The following is a 13,670-nucleotide window of genomic DNA, read 5'->3' as shown; positions in this document are numbered from 1 at the left end:
CATTACACTGCTGCCACATGACTGCGACGCTTACGTTCGCGCAGGAACAGCGTCACCAGACCAAACCACAGCACGCCAGCGGCGAAGTTAATCCCGCTAAACCACGGTGTGCCGCCGCTGAAGTAGCCGCTTTTCGCTAGCTCAATCCCGACTGCTAAGGTCAGAATGCTGATCATGCCGAGCATCGCCGCCACGCTGCCTTTGCCTTCGTTACTGGAGTAAAGCGTCAGTCGGTACAGACCGGCATTCACCATGCCCGCGCCAAAAGCGTACAGACTTAAACCGGCGGTCAGTAGCAGATAGGTGTGGCTATCCAGCAAGTTCGCCAGCAGCGAAATGCTTAGACCAATCAGGATCGGCCAGGCAGCAAATTTCACTGGCTGCTCAATCGGCACGCGGCCTGCCAGTTTGCCGAGCGTGATATTGCCAGCAATCATCGCCAGGAATACCGGCAACTGCAGCAGCGCATACTGCATGCGCGACAAGCCTTCATCATGCATCAGAATCACTGGCGACAGCGCCACCCATGTCAGGATCGGGATAAACACCAACCCAATCGCAAAGGATCCGTACATCACCTGACGATCGCGCGCTAAACGCGCATAGCCGCGCGCCAGCGTTGGCAGGGCGATAGAGTGACTGCGATCGCCAGCCGTTTCCGGCATTACACGCCACAGCAGGGCAAACGCAATCACGCTGCAAATCGCAAACAGCCAGAACATGCTGCGCCATTCGCCAACGGTAAGCCATGCCGCACCGGCCAGCGGGCCCGCTAACGGTGCCAGCAGCGCAACGTTGGCCATCAACGCCATCATGCGCACCGCCAGCGCTTCGTCAAAGGCTTCCTGCACCGCCGCATAGCTGACTGCGCCAATAAAACACAGGCTAATGCCCTGCACAAAACGCAGCGCGACAAACTCTTCAATACTGCTGACCCACGTTGTCAGAATGCAGGCGGCGGCAAAAAACAGGATGCCAAACAGCAATACCGGACGGCGGCCATATTTGTCTGAAAGCGGACCAAGCAGCCATTGCAGCACCACGCCGCCCATCAGATACGCGGTTAATGAGGTAGATACCCATTCCGGCCCGACACTGAATTCAGACGTCACCAGCAGCATGCCGGGCTGGATCATGTCATGCGCGATATAGGTGGCGAACTCAAATAGCACCAACGCGAGCGGAAACAGCAGCACGCGCCCGGTGAGTTGAGTAATAGGTTGATAGCGGGCCATCTGGCCTCCTTGTCAAAAAAATAAAAACGCGACTGCCAGGCAGTCGCGTTTGTCCATGTTGTTACAGCCGCTGTCGGTGGTGCGTATTAATCTACGCGCAGTACACGGCTGGTATTGGTGGTGCCAGTGGTCGACATCACGTCACCCTGGGTAACAATCACCAGGTCACCTGAAACCAGGAAACCTTTCTCGCGCAGTAGGTTAACTGCATCATGCGCGGCGGCAACACCATCATTATTGCTGTCGAAGAACACCGGTGTAACACCACGGTACAGCGCGGTCAGGTTCAGGGTACGTTCATGACGTGACATGGCGAAGATCGGCAAACCGGAAGTGATACGTGAAGTCATCAGCGCGGTACGGCCCGATTCGGTCATGGTGATGATGGCCGAAACCCCTTGCAGATGGTTGGCAGCATACATCGCCGACATGGCAATCGCTTCTTCGACGTTATCGAACTGCACTTCCAGGCGATGCTTGGAAACGTTAACGCTCGGGATTTTTTCTGCGCCGAGGCACACTTTCGCCATCGCTGATACGGTTTCAGCCGGATACTGGCCTGCAGCCGTTTCCGCCGACAGCATCACCGCATCGGTACCATCCAGCACGGCGTTCGCCACGTCCATAACTTCGGCACGCGTTGGCATTGGATTGGTGATCATCGATTCCATCATCTGCGTTGCGGTGATGATGGTGCGGTTCAGCTGGCGCGCGCGACGGATCAACGCTTTCTGAATACCCACCAGCTCAGGATCGCCAATTTCTACCCCCAAATCGCCACGCGCAACCATCACCACGTCAGAGGCGAGGATGATGTCATCCATCGCTTCCTGTGAGGCAACGGCTTCAGCACGTTCCACTTTCGCCACCAGTTTGGCATCGCAGCCGGCATCGCGCGCCAGACGGCGGGCGTAATTCATATCTTCGCCGTTACGTGGGAAGGAGACGGCCAGATAATCCACGCCGATTTTCGCAGCGGTAACGATGTCAACTTTGTCTTTCTCGGTCAGTGCGTCGGCAGAGAGGCCGCCACCGAGTTTGTTGATACCTTTATTGTTGGATAGCGGGCCACCGACGGTGACTTCGGTGAACACTTTCACGCCCTGAACTTCCAACACTTTCAGCTGTACGCGACCGTCGTCCAGCAGCAGGATGTCGCCTGGCACCACATCTTCTGGCAGGCCTTTATAATCGATACCGACTTTTTCTTTGTCGCCTTCGCCTTTACTTAAGTCGGCATCCAGCAGGAAACGATCGCCGACATTAAGGAACACTTTGCCTTCTTTGAAGGTTGAGACGCGAATTTTTGGACCTTGCAGGTCGCCAAGGATCGCCACATGACGTCCCAGTTTCGCCGCTATTTCACGGACTTTATTGGCGCGCTGCTGATGATCTTCCGGTGTGCCGTGGGAGAAGTTGAGTCGTACAACGTTAGCACCCGCCGCGATGATTTTTTCGAGGTTATTGTCGCGATCGGTGGCTGGACCGAGGGTTGTAACGATCTTGGTTCTTCTGAGACGTCTGGACATGAAGGACTCCGTTAGCAAAGTATCGTGTCGCTCTCAAGTGACACGTAGTGTTCATCTATTCTATATGATCGATGGGCTGTGATTCGACTCACATTGTGAATGTGATGTTAATTATTTTCCTGCGCCTGTTTCTCCAGGCGTGAATCTTTCAGCGCTTCTTTCACCCGTTTCAAATTTTCACGGAAAGCGGCGCCGCGCTCAAGGGTAAACCCTGTCGCCAGAACATCAATCACGGTTAATTGTGCGAGGCGGGAAACCATTGGCAGGTAGATATCGGTATCTTCGGGCACGTCGAGCGTCAAAGCCAGTGTGGCTTCGGCCGCCAGCGGGGAACCCGGAGAAGTGATAGCCAGCACAGTGGAAGCGTTTACACGCGCCAGGCGAGCCAGTTCTACCATATTTTTGGTGCGACCAGTATGTGAGATGAGAACAAACACATCATTTGGACCACTATTTATGCAACTCATGCGCTGGATCACAATATCCTCTGACCAGATGACCGGCAGATTAAAACGCAAAAATTTGTTGGTGGCGTCGTGTGCAACCACGGCAGAGGCACCAAGGCCAAAGAAGGCAATTTTATGGGCGTTTGATAATGCCTGAACGGCCTGGCGAATGACCTGAGAATCGAGTTGCTGACGTACGCGGCTGAGGCCGGCTAACGCGGAATCAAAAATTTTGTGGCTATAGCTTTCCACACTGTCATTTTCTTCCACATCGCGGCTCACCCAGTTCGGGCTTTTCACCAGGCTCTGCGCGAGCTGCAATTTGAAGTCAGGAAAGCCGCGCGTGCCCATACGATGGCAGAAGCGATTCACCGTTGGTTCGCTGACGTCAGCGGCGCGTGCCAGCGTGGCGATGCTGGAGTGCATCGCCTGCTGCGGCGCAGCGAGAATTTGTTCTGCGACTTTACGTTCTGATTTACTTAACGCATCGAGTTGCGCCTGAATTTGTTCCAGCATGGTTTAACCTAATGAGCGTCAATCACTTTTCCGCGTTCATCAATCAATGAAATCGCTGCCAATTCCCAAGAATATACCGTGTAATAGCAGCTCGCACGCAGCGGAGGACAAATGTAAACGCGAATTTTTTGCGATACTTTGATCGCTGACGTGTTTTGCCACGACAAATATCGAAACAGAAAATGTGCTCAAATGGCACGCTACAACACACTTAACACCTTTATTACGTCCACAGTTAACGCCAGCAAAACGCGGTGTTCGGGTTGTCCTGGACCGGCGAAAAACGTACATTGTGCTGTAAGAAAATTACAATAAGGACCCGGCGTGATGAGAACGCTCAAGCCGGGTATATCCTGCAACGAGGAGAGGAAAATGGCGGTTACACAAACAGCCCAGGCATGCGATCTGGTGATTTTCGGTGCCAAAGGCGATTTAGCGCGCCGTAAACTGTTGCCATCACTGTATCAGTTGGAAAAAGCCGGTCAGATTCATGAAACCACTCGCATTATTGGCGTGGGTCGCGCGGATTGGGACAAAGCCGCGTACACCAAAGTGGTACGTGAAGCGCTGGAAACCTTCATGAAAGAGAAGATCGATGAAGCGCTGTGGGACACACTCAGCAGCCGTCTCGACTTCTGTAACCTCGACGTAAATGACACCTCGCATTTCACCAAACTGGGCAAAATGCTTGACCAGAAAAACCGCGTCACCATCAACTACTTCGCCATGCCGCCAAGCACCTTTGGCGCGATTTGTGACGGTCTTGGCGCCGCCAAACTGAATGCCAAACCGGCGCGTGTAGTAATGGAAAAGCCGCTCGGCACCTCATTGGAAACCTCGCAAGAGATCAATGACAGCGTTGGCAAATACTTCGAAGAAGGTCAGGTTTTCCGTATTGACCACTATCTCGGTAAAGAGACGGTGCTTAACCTGCTGGCGCTGCGTTTTGCCAACTCCATCTTCGTCAACAACTGGGACAACCGCACCATCGATCACGTGCAGATCACCGTGGCGGAAGAGGTCGGTATCGAAGGCCGTTGGGGTTACTTCGACAAAGCTGGCCAGATGCGTGACATGATTCAGAACCACCTGTTGCAGATCCTCACCATGATTGCCATGTCGCCGCCATCCGATCTGAGCGCGGATGCGATTCGTGATGAGAAGGTGAAAGTGCTGCGCTCACTGCGCCGTATCGATCAAACCAACGTGCGTGATAAAACCGTACGCGGTCAGTACACCGCTGGCTTTGTGCAGGGCAAGAAAGTGCCGGGCTATCTGGAAGAAGAGGGCGCTAACAAGCAGAGCGCCACCGAAAGCTTCGTGGCGATCCGCGTGGATATCGACAACTGGCGCTGGGCTGGCGTGCCGTTCTATCTACGTACCGGCAAGCGCTTGCCAACCAAATGCTCTGAAGTGGTGGTGTACTTCAAGAATCCTGAGATGAACCTGTTCAAAGATTCTTACGCTGAACTGCCGCAGAACAAGCTGACCATTCGTCTGCAGCCGGACGAAGGCGTGGATATCGAAATCCTCAACAAAGTGCCGGGACTCGACCACAAGCATAAACTGCAGACCACTAAGCTGGATCTGAGCTACTCCGAAACCTTCAACCAGTCGCATCTGGCCGATGCTTACGAGCGTCTGCTGCTGGAAACCATGCGCGGTATTCAGGCGCTGTTTGTACGTCGTGATGAAGTGGAAGCGGCGTGGGGCTGGGTGGATTCAATCATCGATGCCTGGAATGCCGATGCCGAAGCGCCGAAGCCGTATCAGGCGGGAACGTGGGGACCGGTTGCCTCAGTCGCGATGATTACCCGCGATGGCCGTTCCTGGAACGAGTTTGAATAAAGACCTAATGCTGAGCCCGCCAATGCGCGGGCTTTTTTTCGGCCAAAATTCATTTTTCTTAAAAGTGAACCTGAGTTTCAAAAAATTTTGATATCCGATGGACGCCGCTCCAGCCGATCTTGTATGGTAGAGCCCAATTATTGACAGCGTGGTTAAACGCCGGGCTGATGCAACTAAGGAAACGTGATGAAGAACTGGAAAACAAGTGCTGAACAGATCCTGAAAACTGGCCCGGTCGTGCCGGTCATCGTGGTGAACAAGCTGGAACACGCGGTGCCGATGGCGAAAGCGCTGGTAGCGGGCGGTGTGCGTGTGCTGGAAGTCACGCTGCGTACCCCGGTGGCGATGGACGCGCTGCGCGCCATGATTAAAGAAGTACCGGAAGCGATTGTTGGTGCGGGCACGGTGATCAACACCCAGCAACTCAAAGAAGTCACTGACGCCGGTGCGCAGTTTGTAATCAGCCCTGGATTGACAGAATCGTTGCTGAAGGCTGCGGTTGAAGGTCCGGTGCCATTGATTCCAGGTATCAGCACGGTTTCAGAACTGATGACCGGTATGGATTACGGCCTGCGTGAATTCAAATTCTTCCCGGCGGAAGCCAACGGTGGCGTGAAAGCATTATCAGCGATCGGTGGTCCGTTCCCGCAGGTGCGTTTCTGCCCAACCGGCGGCATCTCGCCAGCCAACTATCGTGATTATCTGGCGCTGAAAAGCGTGCTGTGTATTGGCGGTTCGTGGCTGGTACCGAATGATGCGCTGGAAAGTGGTGACTGGGATCGTATTACGCGTCTGGCGCGTGAAGCGGTTGAAGGGGCGCGTGCATAAATTGGTAGGGTCGCCATTCATGGCGACCTCTCATTTATACTTAACCTTCCACTTTTACCGCTGCCGCACTGGCAACGGCGCGCGCGATAGCTTCATCGGTGTTTTCACCGGTTGCCAAAGCCACACCCAAACGGCGTTGACCGGCGATTTCCGGTTTACCAAACAGGCGCAGCTGCAACCCGGCTCCCAGCGCGGCTTCGATATTCCCGAATTGCACGTTCTGGCTGTTCAGCTCAGGCAGAATCACTGCCGACGCCGCAGGGCCGTATTGACGAATGCCGCCAATTGGCAGACCGAGGAAGGCGCGCACATGCAGCGCGAACTCAGACAGATCCTGCGAAATCAGCGTTACCATGCCGGTATCGTGCGGACGCGGTGACACTTCGCTGAACACCACTTCATCACCACAGACGAACAGCTCCACGCCAAACAGGCCGTATCCGCCGAGCGCTTTCACCACGTTAGCGGCGATATCCTGCGCGCGTTGCAGCGCCAGTTCACTCATCTGCTGCGGCTGCCATGATTCACGATAATCGCCATCTTCCTGACGATGACCAATCGGCGCGCAGAAGTGGATGCCATCCACCGCGCTAATGGTCAGCAGGGTAATTTCGAAATCAAACTTCACCACACCTTCGACGATCACGCGGCCCGCACCGGCACGTCCGCCTTGCTGCGCATAATCCCAGGCTTTGTCCAGCTGGCTGGCTTCGCGGATAAAGCTTTGACCTTTACCGGATGAGCTCATCACCGGCTTAACGATGCACGGGAATCCAATCGCTTCAGCGGCGGCAATAAAATTCTCTTTGCTGTCAGCAAACTGGTAAGTCGAGGTCGGCAACGACAACTCTTCCGCCGCCAGACGACGAATGCCTTCGCGGTTCATGGTCAGACGCGCGGCGCGTGCAGTCGGCACCACTTTCTGACCTTGCGCTTCCAGCTCCAGCAGTTTTTCGGTGGCGATGGCTTCAATTTCAGGCACCACGAAGTGCGGCTTTTCCTGGGCAATCAATGCGGCCAGCGCGTCGCCGTCCAGCATGTTGATTACATAGCTGCGATGCGCCACGTGCATCGCTGGGGCATCGGCGTAACGATCCACCGCAATCACTTCCACACCCAGACGCTGGCACTCGAGTGCCACTTCTTTGCCTAATTCGCCTGAACCTAACAGCATGACACGCGTAGCGGCAGGGCGCAGCGCGGTTCCGAGAGTCGTCATAATTTCACCTTAGCAGTCAAAATGCGCGCGCAGTATAAACGAAAACGTTTGCGTACTCACGCTTTCGCCACGATCAGGTTTGCCATACTTTTCCCGCTCTGACGTTAACTGACACAGCCTGCGGCAGCATGGAGAACGGAAAATTAAACGGGAGTTAAACGATGAGTAATTGGCTACAGCAAATTCAATCGGTGCTGGCGAAGAAGGGCGGTGGCGGAAAGTCGGGCGGCTTAAGTGACATGCTGGCACCTGGCGCATTAGGCGGGCTGGCGGGATTGCTGGTGGGCAGTAAATCCACGCGTAAGTTGCTGACCAAATATGGCGGCAAAGCCTTGTTGTTGGGCGGCGGCGCGGCGGCGGGCGCGCTGCTGTGGAACAAATACAAACAGCGCATACGTGAAACCCATCAGGACGATGCGAGCTTTGGTCAGCTGCAAACGCCTATGGATCAACGCGCAGAGCGATTAGTCACGGCGCTGGTGTTCGCGGCGAAAAGTGACGGTCACATTGACGATCAAGAGCGCGCGGCGATTGAGCAAAACATTCAGCAGGCGGGCTACGGCGCACAGGCTGAAGCGCTGATTCAGCAGGCGATGAATCGCCCGCTCGATCCCAACTGGCTGGCCGCTGACGTTAAAAACGAAGAAGAGGCGCTGGAGCTCTATTTCCTCAGCTGTGCCGCCATTGATGTCGACCACTTTATGGAGCGTAGCTATCTCTCCGCGCTCGGCGATGCGCTGAAAATTCCCCAGGATGTGCGCGACGGTATTCAACGCGATATCGATGCGGAAAAAGCCGCGTAATCCATTACGAAGGTTGCATCCGCAGCCTTCGTTTTCCCTGTCTGGCTTGCCCTGTGCAAAGTGATGCTGCGTGCAGCTTGGCATCGCACGCGATTAGTGCCACGCTTGCTGAATGTTGTCCTTCAGGGAGAAGAGCCTAATGAATCAGCCACACGCGAAAAAAATTCCCCATGCCATGAATCTGCACGGTGAAACGCGCATCGATAATTATCACTGGTTACGTGATGACGACCGCGAGAATCCAGAAGTGCTGGCCCATCTGCACGCCGAAAATGATTATGGACGCGCCATGATGGCGTCGCAGAATCCGCTGCAGGAACGAGTGTTGAAAGAGATTGTTGACCGTATTCCGCCGCAGGATCACTCGGTGCCCTACGTGAAAAACGGCTATCGCTATCAAAGCCGCTATGAAGTGGGCAACGAATATCCCGCCTATTTCCGCCAGCCGCTAGACGCGCCGGCGGAGGAGCCGTGGCAGCTGCTGCTTGATGGTAACCAGCGAGCCGCGCACAGTGATTTTTACACTATGGGTGCGCTGGCGATTACGCCGGACAATCAGGTGATGGCCTTAGCGGAAGACTTCCTGTCACGCCGTCAATACGGCATTCGCTTCCGTAATTTACAGAGCGGCAGCTGGTATCCGGAAGTGCTGACCAATGCGTCATCCAGCGTGGCCTGGGCCAATGATTCCCGCACGCTCTACTACGTGCGTAAGCATCCGAAAACGCTGCTGGCGTATCAGGTGTGGCGCCATGAGCTGGGACATCCGCAATCTGACGATCAGCTAGTGTATGAAGAGAAGGATGATTCCTTCCACCTGAGCGTGCACAAAACCACCTCCGAGCACTTCATTCTGATTGCGCTATACAGCACCAACACCAGCGAGATTCTGCTGATCGATGCCGAGTATCCAGATGCACAGCCGCAAACGTTTTGTCCGCGTCGCCGCGACCATGAATACAGCATCGATCACTACAATCATCAGTTCTACATTCGCTCGAATCGCGACGGCAAAAACTTCGGCCTCTTTCGCAGCGCGTGGCTGGCGGAAGCGCGCTGGCAATCGCTGATCCCGGCACGTGACAACGTGGTGCTGGAGGATTTCCAGCTGTTCCGCCATTGGCTGGTGGTGGAAGAGCGTCAGCACGGCGTGAACACCTTACGGCAGATTAACTGGGAGAGCGGCGAAAGCTTTGGCATCGCCTTTGACGATCCGGCCTACGTCACCTGGCTTGCCTATAATCCTTCGCCGGAAAGCGACACTTTGCGCTATGGCTACTCCTCCATGACCACGCCAACCACCTTGTTTGAACTGAACATGGAAACCGGCGATCGTCGCGTGCTAAAGCGCACGCCGGTGCCGGGCTTCAAATCCGAGGATTATAAAAGCGAGCATCTGTGGATCACCGTGCGCGATGGAACGGAAGTACCGGTTTCGCTGGTCTATCACCGCAAGCATTTCCAGCGCGGCAACAATCCGTTGCTGGTATATGGTTACGGCGCTTATGGCAGCAGCATGGATGCCAGCTTTGGCACCAGCCGCATCAGCTTGCTGGAACGCGGATTCGTCTACGCCATTATTCACGTGCGCGGCGGCGGCGAACTCGGCCAGCAATGGTATGACGGTGGCCGCCTGAAGAATAAAATCAACAGCTTCACTGATTTTATTGATGTCACCGAAGCGCTGGTGGCGAAAGGGTATGGTAATCGCCAGCAGCTCTACGCGATGGGCGGCAGCGCCGGAGGATTACTGATGGGCGGCATGGTGAACATGGCACCGGATCTGTTCCACGGCGTGGTGGCGCAGGTGCCGTTTGTGGATGTGGTGACTACGATGCTCGATCCGACGATTCCGCTGACCACCGGCGAATACGATGAGTGGGGCAATCCCGAACAGGCGGAGTTTTATCACCTCATCCGCCAATACAGCCCGTATGACAACATCGAAGCCAAAGCCTATCCACATTTGCTAGTCACAACCGGCCTGCACGATTCGCAGGTGCAGTATTGGGAACCGGCCAAATGGGTGGCGAAACTGCGCGAGTTGAAAACCAACGATTCGCTGCTGTTACTCTGCACTGAGATGGATTCTGGCCACGGCGGCAAATCGGGTCGTTTCAAAGCGTATGAAGGTGTGGCGCAGGAGTTCACTTTCCTGATCGGCCTGGCGCAGGGCAGCTTGCCAGACCGCGTCGATTACTGATCGCTCTTCACGTACTTACGCAGCGCCTGCCGTAACGGTGGGCGCAAATCGCGCACATTTTCCAGCACCCAACGCAGATAGCCGGGATCTTTGCGCGCGATGCTGCCAATGCTCTGACCGCGATATTTGCCGAACGGGAAGACATCGCCGCTCACCGGCGCAGGCTGGCACAAATTCGCCATCTGCTCGGCGTTCCAGCCTGAGGTTTCCATAATGCGGATCAGCAGCGCAGCGGTGACGTAACAGTCATACAATGCGCGGTGCGCATGCAATTCAGCAGGCGGCGTGACATCCAGCTTCAGGCTATGACGCAGTGCCTGATTTCCATATTTAATGCCTGGCCACAGTTGACGCGCCAGCGTCATGGTGCAGATCCATTCGCCTGGCATCGTAGGCAACATGCGACGGTCAAAACTGGCATTGTGCGCCACATAATGCGGGCTGCCATGATAGCGGCCGATCGCTTCTTCAATGGTGGGTTTGCCCACCACCATCGCTTCGGTAATGCGATGTACCGTCATCGCCTGGCGACTGATTGGGCGATCCGGGCAGATTAAGTCGCTCATCGGATTAACAATCTGACCATCAATGACATCCACCGACGCCACTTCCACCACGCCGCCCTGCAAGCCGCAGGTTTCGGTATCAATAACACGTAACATAAATTACTTCTGCTTAGGTTCGTAGGGCAGGCGCGACAGGCTAAGCGAAGCCTGGCGATAGTTCATTAAGCGCTGACGAAACCAGTCACGCAGCGCTTCGGGTTGCTCGCGTTCCACCATTTCGGCAATCACCGGCATATTGTAGCGTTCTTTAAATGCAACGCCTGCGGCGGCCAGATCGACATTCACTTTGTCTTTCTCTTCCTGCGAGAGCAGGGCAAGGTTTTGGCTCATGCTTTTCTCCTGATAAACAGGGGCAAAAGTAATGGTTTCGGACCCTGGGATCAAGGGGATTGGATCGCACCGCAAGTCTCGACACCTGCGGATCGGCGGCGTATCCTGCTGCCACGTTTACGGTGGTTTGCCGTATTTAAAAGGGAAGAAGTCATGAAGAAAACTGCGTTCAACTCGGTCGTCGCGCTACTTCTGGCGTCATCAACGCTGGCCTTCAGCCAGTTTGCCATGGCGCATGCTCACCTGAAAACACCGGTTCCAGCCGATAAAGCGGTGGTGGAAACGTCCCCGCAGAATTTAACGCTGACCTTTACCGAAGATGTTGAAGCGGCATTCAGTGGCGTGGATGTGCTCAATGCTCAACATCAGCCGGTGGCGACTGGAAAAGCCCAACTCAACAATAAACAACATGATCAGTTGATTGTGCCGATCAGCCAGCCGCTGCCATCGGGCAATTATCAGGTTAACTGGCATGTGCTGTCCGTTGATGGGCATAAAACCAAAGGCAGCTACAGCTTCAGCGTGAAGTGATTGATGAGTTTGGGCACGTTGTGGATTGGCTTGCGAGCGCTGCATTTTTTGTCGGTGCTGCTGCTCGCCGGTAGCGCCTTCTATACAGCGCTGCTGGCGCCGCGCCGCTATCGTCCGCTGCTATCACAACGTTTAGGTTTAATTTTACGTACTAGCGCGCTGCTGAGTTTGTTCAGCGCGCTGTTGATGCTGGCAACACAAACCGGCTTGATGAGCGGCGACTGGCGAAATGTCAGTGATAGCGCAATCTGGCAAGCGGTGCTTAGCACACGCTTCGGTCAGGTTTGGCGCTGGGAAATTGCTTTCGCACTGCTGAGCACGTTGGCGCTGCTGCTGCGTGGCACACTGCGGCAAAATCTGCTGCTATGCAGCGGCCTCTTGCAGTTGATGGCTTTAGCCGGCGTAGGGCATGCCGCGATGCGCGATGGCTGGCCTGGATTGCTGCAGCAAGGCAATCATGCACTGCATTTAATTGCGGCTGCATTCTGGGCGGGGGGATTATTGCCGCTATTAGTGCTGATGCGTGAAGCGCGGCAGATTGCCTTTCGCACCGATGCGATCCGCTGCATGATGCGCTTCTCGCGTTACGGACATCTCGCGGTAGCGCTAGCGCTGCTGACGGGCACGATTAATAGCCTGCTGATTGCCGGTTCACCGCTGAATTGGCAAGCCACGCTGTGGAGCGAGCTGCTGGTGGTGAAGGTGCTGCTGGTCATGCTGATGATCGCTATCGCGTTAACCAATCGCTATCTGCTGGTGCCGCGTTTTCGCCTGGCGGCCAGCAATACAGCGCATCTGTTTATTCGCCTGACGCAGCTTGAGCTGCTGCTGGCCGTTCTTGTTATTGGGTTGGTGAGTGTGTTTGCCACACTGTCACCTGCCTGAATGTGTCATTAAAGAAGATGAAATGAGGTCGATATTTTGCTGAAGAAACTGATTCCAGCTTGCGTATTGATGGCGCTGTGCAGCCAGGCGATGGCGGCACAGATTATTACCGTCAGCCGTTTTGAGATTGGAAAAGATAAATGGCCCTTCACCCGCGAAGAGGTGATGTTGACCTGCGAGAAAGACGGCGCGTTGTTCGCGATTAATCCGGGCACGCTGCTGCAGTATCCGCTTAACGATAAAGCCCTGGCGCGCAAAACTGCCGGGCAGGGCACTCTGCAATCGATCGACACCATCGTCGCCGTTGATAAAGCCCATCCAGATCAGAAAATGAGTCTGCAGCCGATCATCGATCGCGCCCAGCAACTGTGCGATAAGTAATCCCCTCATTTTTCAGGCGTAGCGCACATTTTTGCCGCTACGCTTGCTTACTTGTTCTGTCAGCACGATCACAGAGTTGTCACCTTTCCGTATCAAACCTCCAGATTGGCTGGAAAACCATCAATCCTGGTCTACCTTTAAATGGCAAGGCGTCCTCGCCTGCAAAAATGCCAACTTTTAGCGCACGGCTCTCAAAGAGCCATTTCCCTGGACCGAATATAGGAATCGTATTCGGTCTTTTTTTGTCTCTTTTTTACGTTCTAAATTCAAAAACCATCATCACTAACCGAGAATTAAATATTCTTTTCGCTTGCTAGTGTCGAAAATAAATGCGTTAATGTTTCGTCGGT

General features: G+C 54.7%; 13 protein-coding genes. 7 read left to right on the top strand and 6 right to left on the bottom strand.

What is annotated here, in order from left to right:
* Positions 1-2: 2 nt before the first annotated feature.
* The 3 genes from ACXIZX_RS10440 to ACXIZX_RS10430 form a co-directional block, all read right to left on the bottom strand.
* Entirely contained in the window at positions 3-1,235 is a 1,233-nt protein-coding gene (locus tag ACXIZX_RS10440) for an MdfA family multidrug efflux MFS transporter (RefSeq protein WP_479404103.1), read from the bottom strand.
* An 86-nt stretch (positions 1,236-1,321) separates the two neighbouring features.
* Entirely contained in the window at positions 1,322-2,764 is a 1,443-nt protein-coding gene (gene pyk / locus ACXIZX_RS10435) for a pyruvate kinase (RefSeq protein WP_008110470.1), read from the bottom strand.
* A 107-nt stretch (positions 2,765-2,871) separates the two neighbouring features.
* Complete coding sequence (locus tag ACXIZX_RS10430) at positions 2,872-3,726, bottom strand: MurR/RpiR family transcriptional regulator (protein ID WP_061718589.1); 855 nt, start codon at positions 3,724-3,726, stop codon at positions 2,872-2,874.
* A gap of 372 nt (positions 3,727-4,098) precedes the next feature.
* Here ACXIZX_RS10430 and zwf point away from each other — a divergent pair, with 372 nt between their 5' ends.
* The gene (gene zwf / locus ACXIZX_RS10425; RefSeq protein ID WP_061718590.1) at positions 4,099-5,574 is read left to right on the top strand and encodes a glucose-6-phosphate dehydrogenase; all 1,476 of its coding nucleotides are present in this window, start codon (positions 4,099-4,101) and stop codon (positions 5,572-5,574) included.
* 186 nt (positions 5,575-5,760) lie between these two features.
* On the top strand, positions 5,761-6,402 hold the full coding sequence (locus tag ACXIZX_RS10420) for a bifunctional 4-hydroxy-2-oxoglutarate aldolase/2-dehydro-3-deoxy-phosphogluconate aldolase (protein WP_008110463.1): 642 nt from the start codon (positions 5,761-5,763) through the stop codon (positions 6,400-6,402).
* A gap of 40 nt (positions 6,403-6,442) precedes the next feature.
* On the opposite strand, the gene purT is transcribed toward ACXIZX_RS10420, so the two are convergent.
* Entirely contained in the window at positions 6,443-7,621 is a 1,179-nt protein-coding gene (purT, locus tag ACXIZX_RS10415; RefSeq protein WP_179450611.1) for a formate-dependent phosphoribosylglycinamide formyltransferase, read from the bottom strand.
* A 161-nt stretch (positions 7,622-7,782) separates the two neighbouring features.
* On the opposite strand from purT, the gene ACXIZX_RS10410 reads away from it, so the two are divergent.
* Together ACXIZX_RS10410 and ACXIZX_RS10405 are read left to right on the top strand one after the other, a co-directional pair.
* Positions 7,783-8,424, top strand: coding sequence for a tellurite resistance TerB family protein (locus ACXIZX_RS10410; protein ID WP_154156400.1), 642 nt, complete (start codon positions 7,783-7,785; stop codon positions 8,422-8,424).
* 139 nt (positions 8,425-8,563) lie between these two features.
* Positions 8,564-10,627: a prolyl oligopeptidase family serine peptidase gene (locus ACXIZX_RS10405; protein ID WP_179450613.1), complete on the top strand. Its 2,064-nt coding sequence runs from the start codon at positions 8,564-8,566 to the stop codon at positions 10,625-10,627.
* Here the strand turns inward: ACXIZX_RS10405 and exoX are convergent.
* Together exoX and ACXIZX_RS10395 are read right to left on the bottom strand one after the other, a co-directional pair.
* A complete protein-coding gene (exoX, locus tag ACXIZX_RS10400) occupies positions 10,621-11,289 on the bottom strand; it encodes an exodeoxyribonuclease X (RefSeq protein ID WP_179450615.1) in 669 nt (222 codons plus the stop codon). The genes ACXIZX_RS10405 and exoX overlap by 7 nt on opposite strands.
* Positions 11,290-11,292: 3 nt before the next feature.
* Positions 11,293-11,523 carry a DNA polymerase III subunit theta gene (locus ACXIZX_RS10395; RefSeq protein ID WP_008110458.1) on the bottom strand — a complete coding sequence of 77 codons (231 nt, stop codon included), beginning with the start codon at positions 11,521-11,523 and terminating at the stop codon, positions 11,293-11,295.
* A gap of 153 nt (positions 11,524-11,676) precedes the next feature.
* Here ACXIZX_RS10395 and copC point away from each other — a divergent pair, with 153 nt between their 5' ends.
* From copC to ACXIZX_RS10380, 3 genes are read left to right on the top strand one after another with little or no spacing between them, the layout of a single operon-like run.
* Positions 11,677-12,054 (top strand): copper homeostasis periplasmic binding protein CopC, encoded by a 378-nt coding sequence (copC, locus tag ACXIZX_RS10390; RefSeq protein ID WP_179450617.1) that lies wholly within the window; start codon positions 11,677-11,679, stop codon positions 12,052-12,054.
* 3 nt (positions 12,055-12,057) lie between these two features.
* A complete protein-coding gene (copD, locus tag ACXIZX_RS10385) occupies positions 12,058-12,939 on the top strand; it encodes a copper homeostasis membrane protein CopD (RefSeq protein WP_179450619.1) in 882 nt (293 codons plus the stop codon).
* A gap of 33 nt (positions 12,940-12,972) precedes the next feature.
* On the top strand, positions 12,973-13,320 hold the full coding sequence (locus tag ACXIZX_RS10380) for a YebY family protein (RefSeq protein WP_179450897.1): 348 nt from the start codon (positions 12,973-12,975) through the stop codon (positions 13,318-13,320).
* Positions 13,321-13,670 lie beyond the last annotated feature (350 nt).

The organism is Candidatus Pantoea symbiotica, from assembly GCF_056491525.1.
Note: the sequence above shows the minus strand (reverse complement) of the source record. Positions and strands in the feature narration are given on the sequence as shown.

What these genes read in the sequence shown, in the direction of transcription:
- ACXIZX_RS10440 (WP_479404103.1), bottom strand. Translation starts at nt 1,235, where the DNA reads ATGGCCCGCTATCAACCTATTACTCAACTCACCGGGCGCGTGCTGCTG.
- pyk (WP_008110470.1), bottom strand. Translation starts at nt 2,764, where the DNA reads ATGTCCAGACGTCTCAGAAGAACCAAGATCGTTACAACCCTCGGTCCA.
- ACXIZX_RS10430 (WP_061718589.1), bottom strand. Translation starts at nt 3,726, where the DNA reads ATGCTGGAACAAATTCAGGCGCAACTCGATGCGTTAAGTAAATCAGAA.
- zwf (WP_061718590.1), top strand. Translation starts at nt 4,099, where the DNA reads ATGGCGGTTACACAAACAGCCCAGGCATGCGATCTGGTGATTTTCGGT.
- ACXIZX_RS10420 (WP_008110463.1), top strand. Translation starts at nt 5,761, where the DNA reads ATGAAGAACTGGAAAACAAGTGCTGAACAGATCCTGAAAACTGGCCCG.
- purT (WP_179450611.1), bottom strand. Translation starts at nt 7,621, where the DNA reads ATGACGACTCTCGGAACCGCGCTGCGCCCTGCCGCTACGCGTGTCATG.
- ACXIZX_RS10410 (WP_154156400.1), top strand. Translation starts at nt 7,783, where the DNA reads ATGAGTAATTGGCTACAGCAAATTCAATCGGTGCTGGCGAAGAAGGGC.
- ACXIZX_RS10405 (WP_179450613.1), top strand. Translation starts at nt 8,564, where the DNA reads ATGAATCAGCCACACGCGAAAAAAATTCCCCATGCCATGAATCTGCAC.
- exoX (WP_179450615.1), bottom strand. Translation starts at nt 11,289, where the DNA reads ATGTTACGTGTTATTGATACCGAAACCTGCGGCTTGCAGGGCGGCGTG.
- ACXIZX_RS10395 (WP_008110458.1), bottom strand. Translation starts at nt 11,523, where the DNA reads ATGAGCCAAAACCTTGCCCTGCTCTCGCAGGAAGAGAAAGACAAAGTG.
- copC (WP_179450617.1), top strand. Translation starts at nt 11,677, where the DNA reads ATGAAGAAAACTGCGTTCAACTCGGTCGTCGCGCTACTTCTGGCGTCA.
- copD (WP_179450619.1), top strand. Translation starts at nt 12,058, where the DNA reads ATGAGTTTGGGCACGTTGTGGATTGGCTTGCGAGCGCTGCATTTTTTG.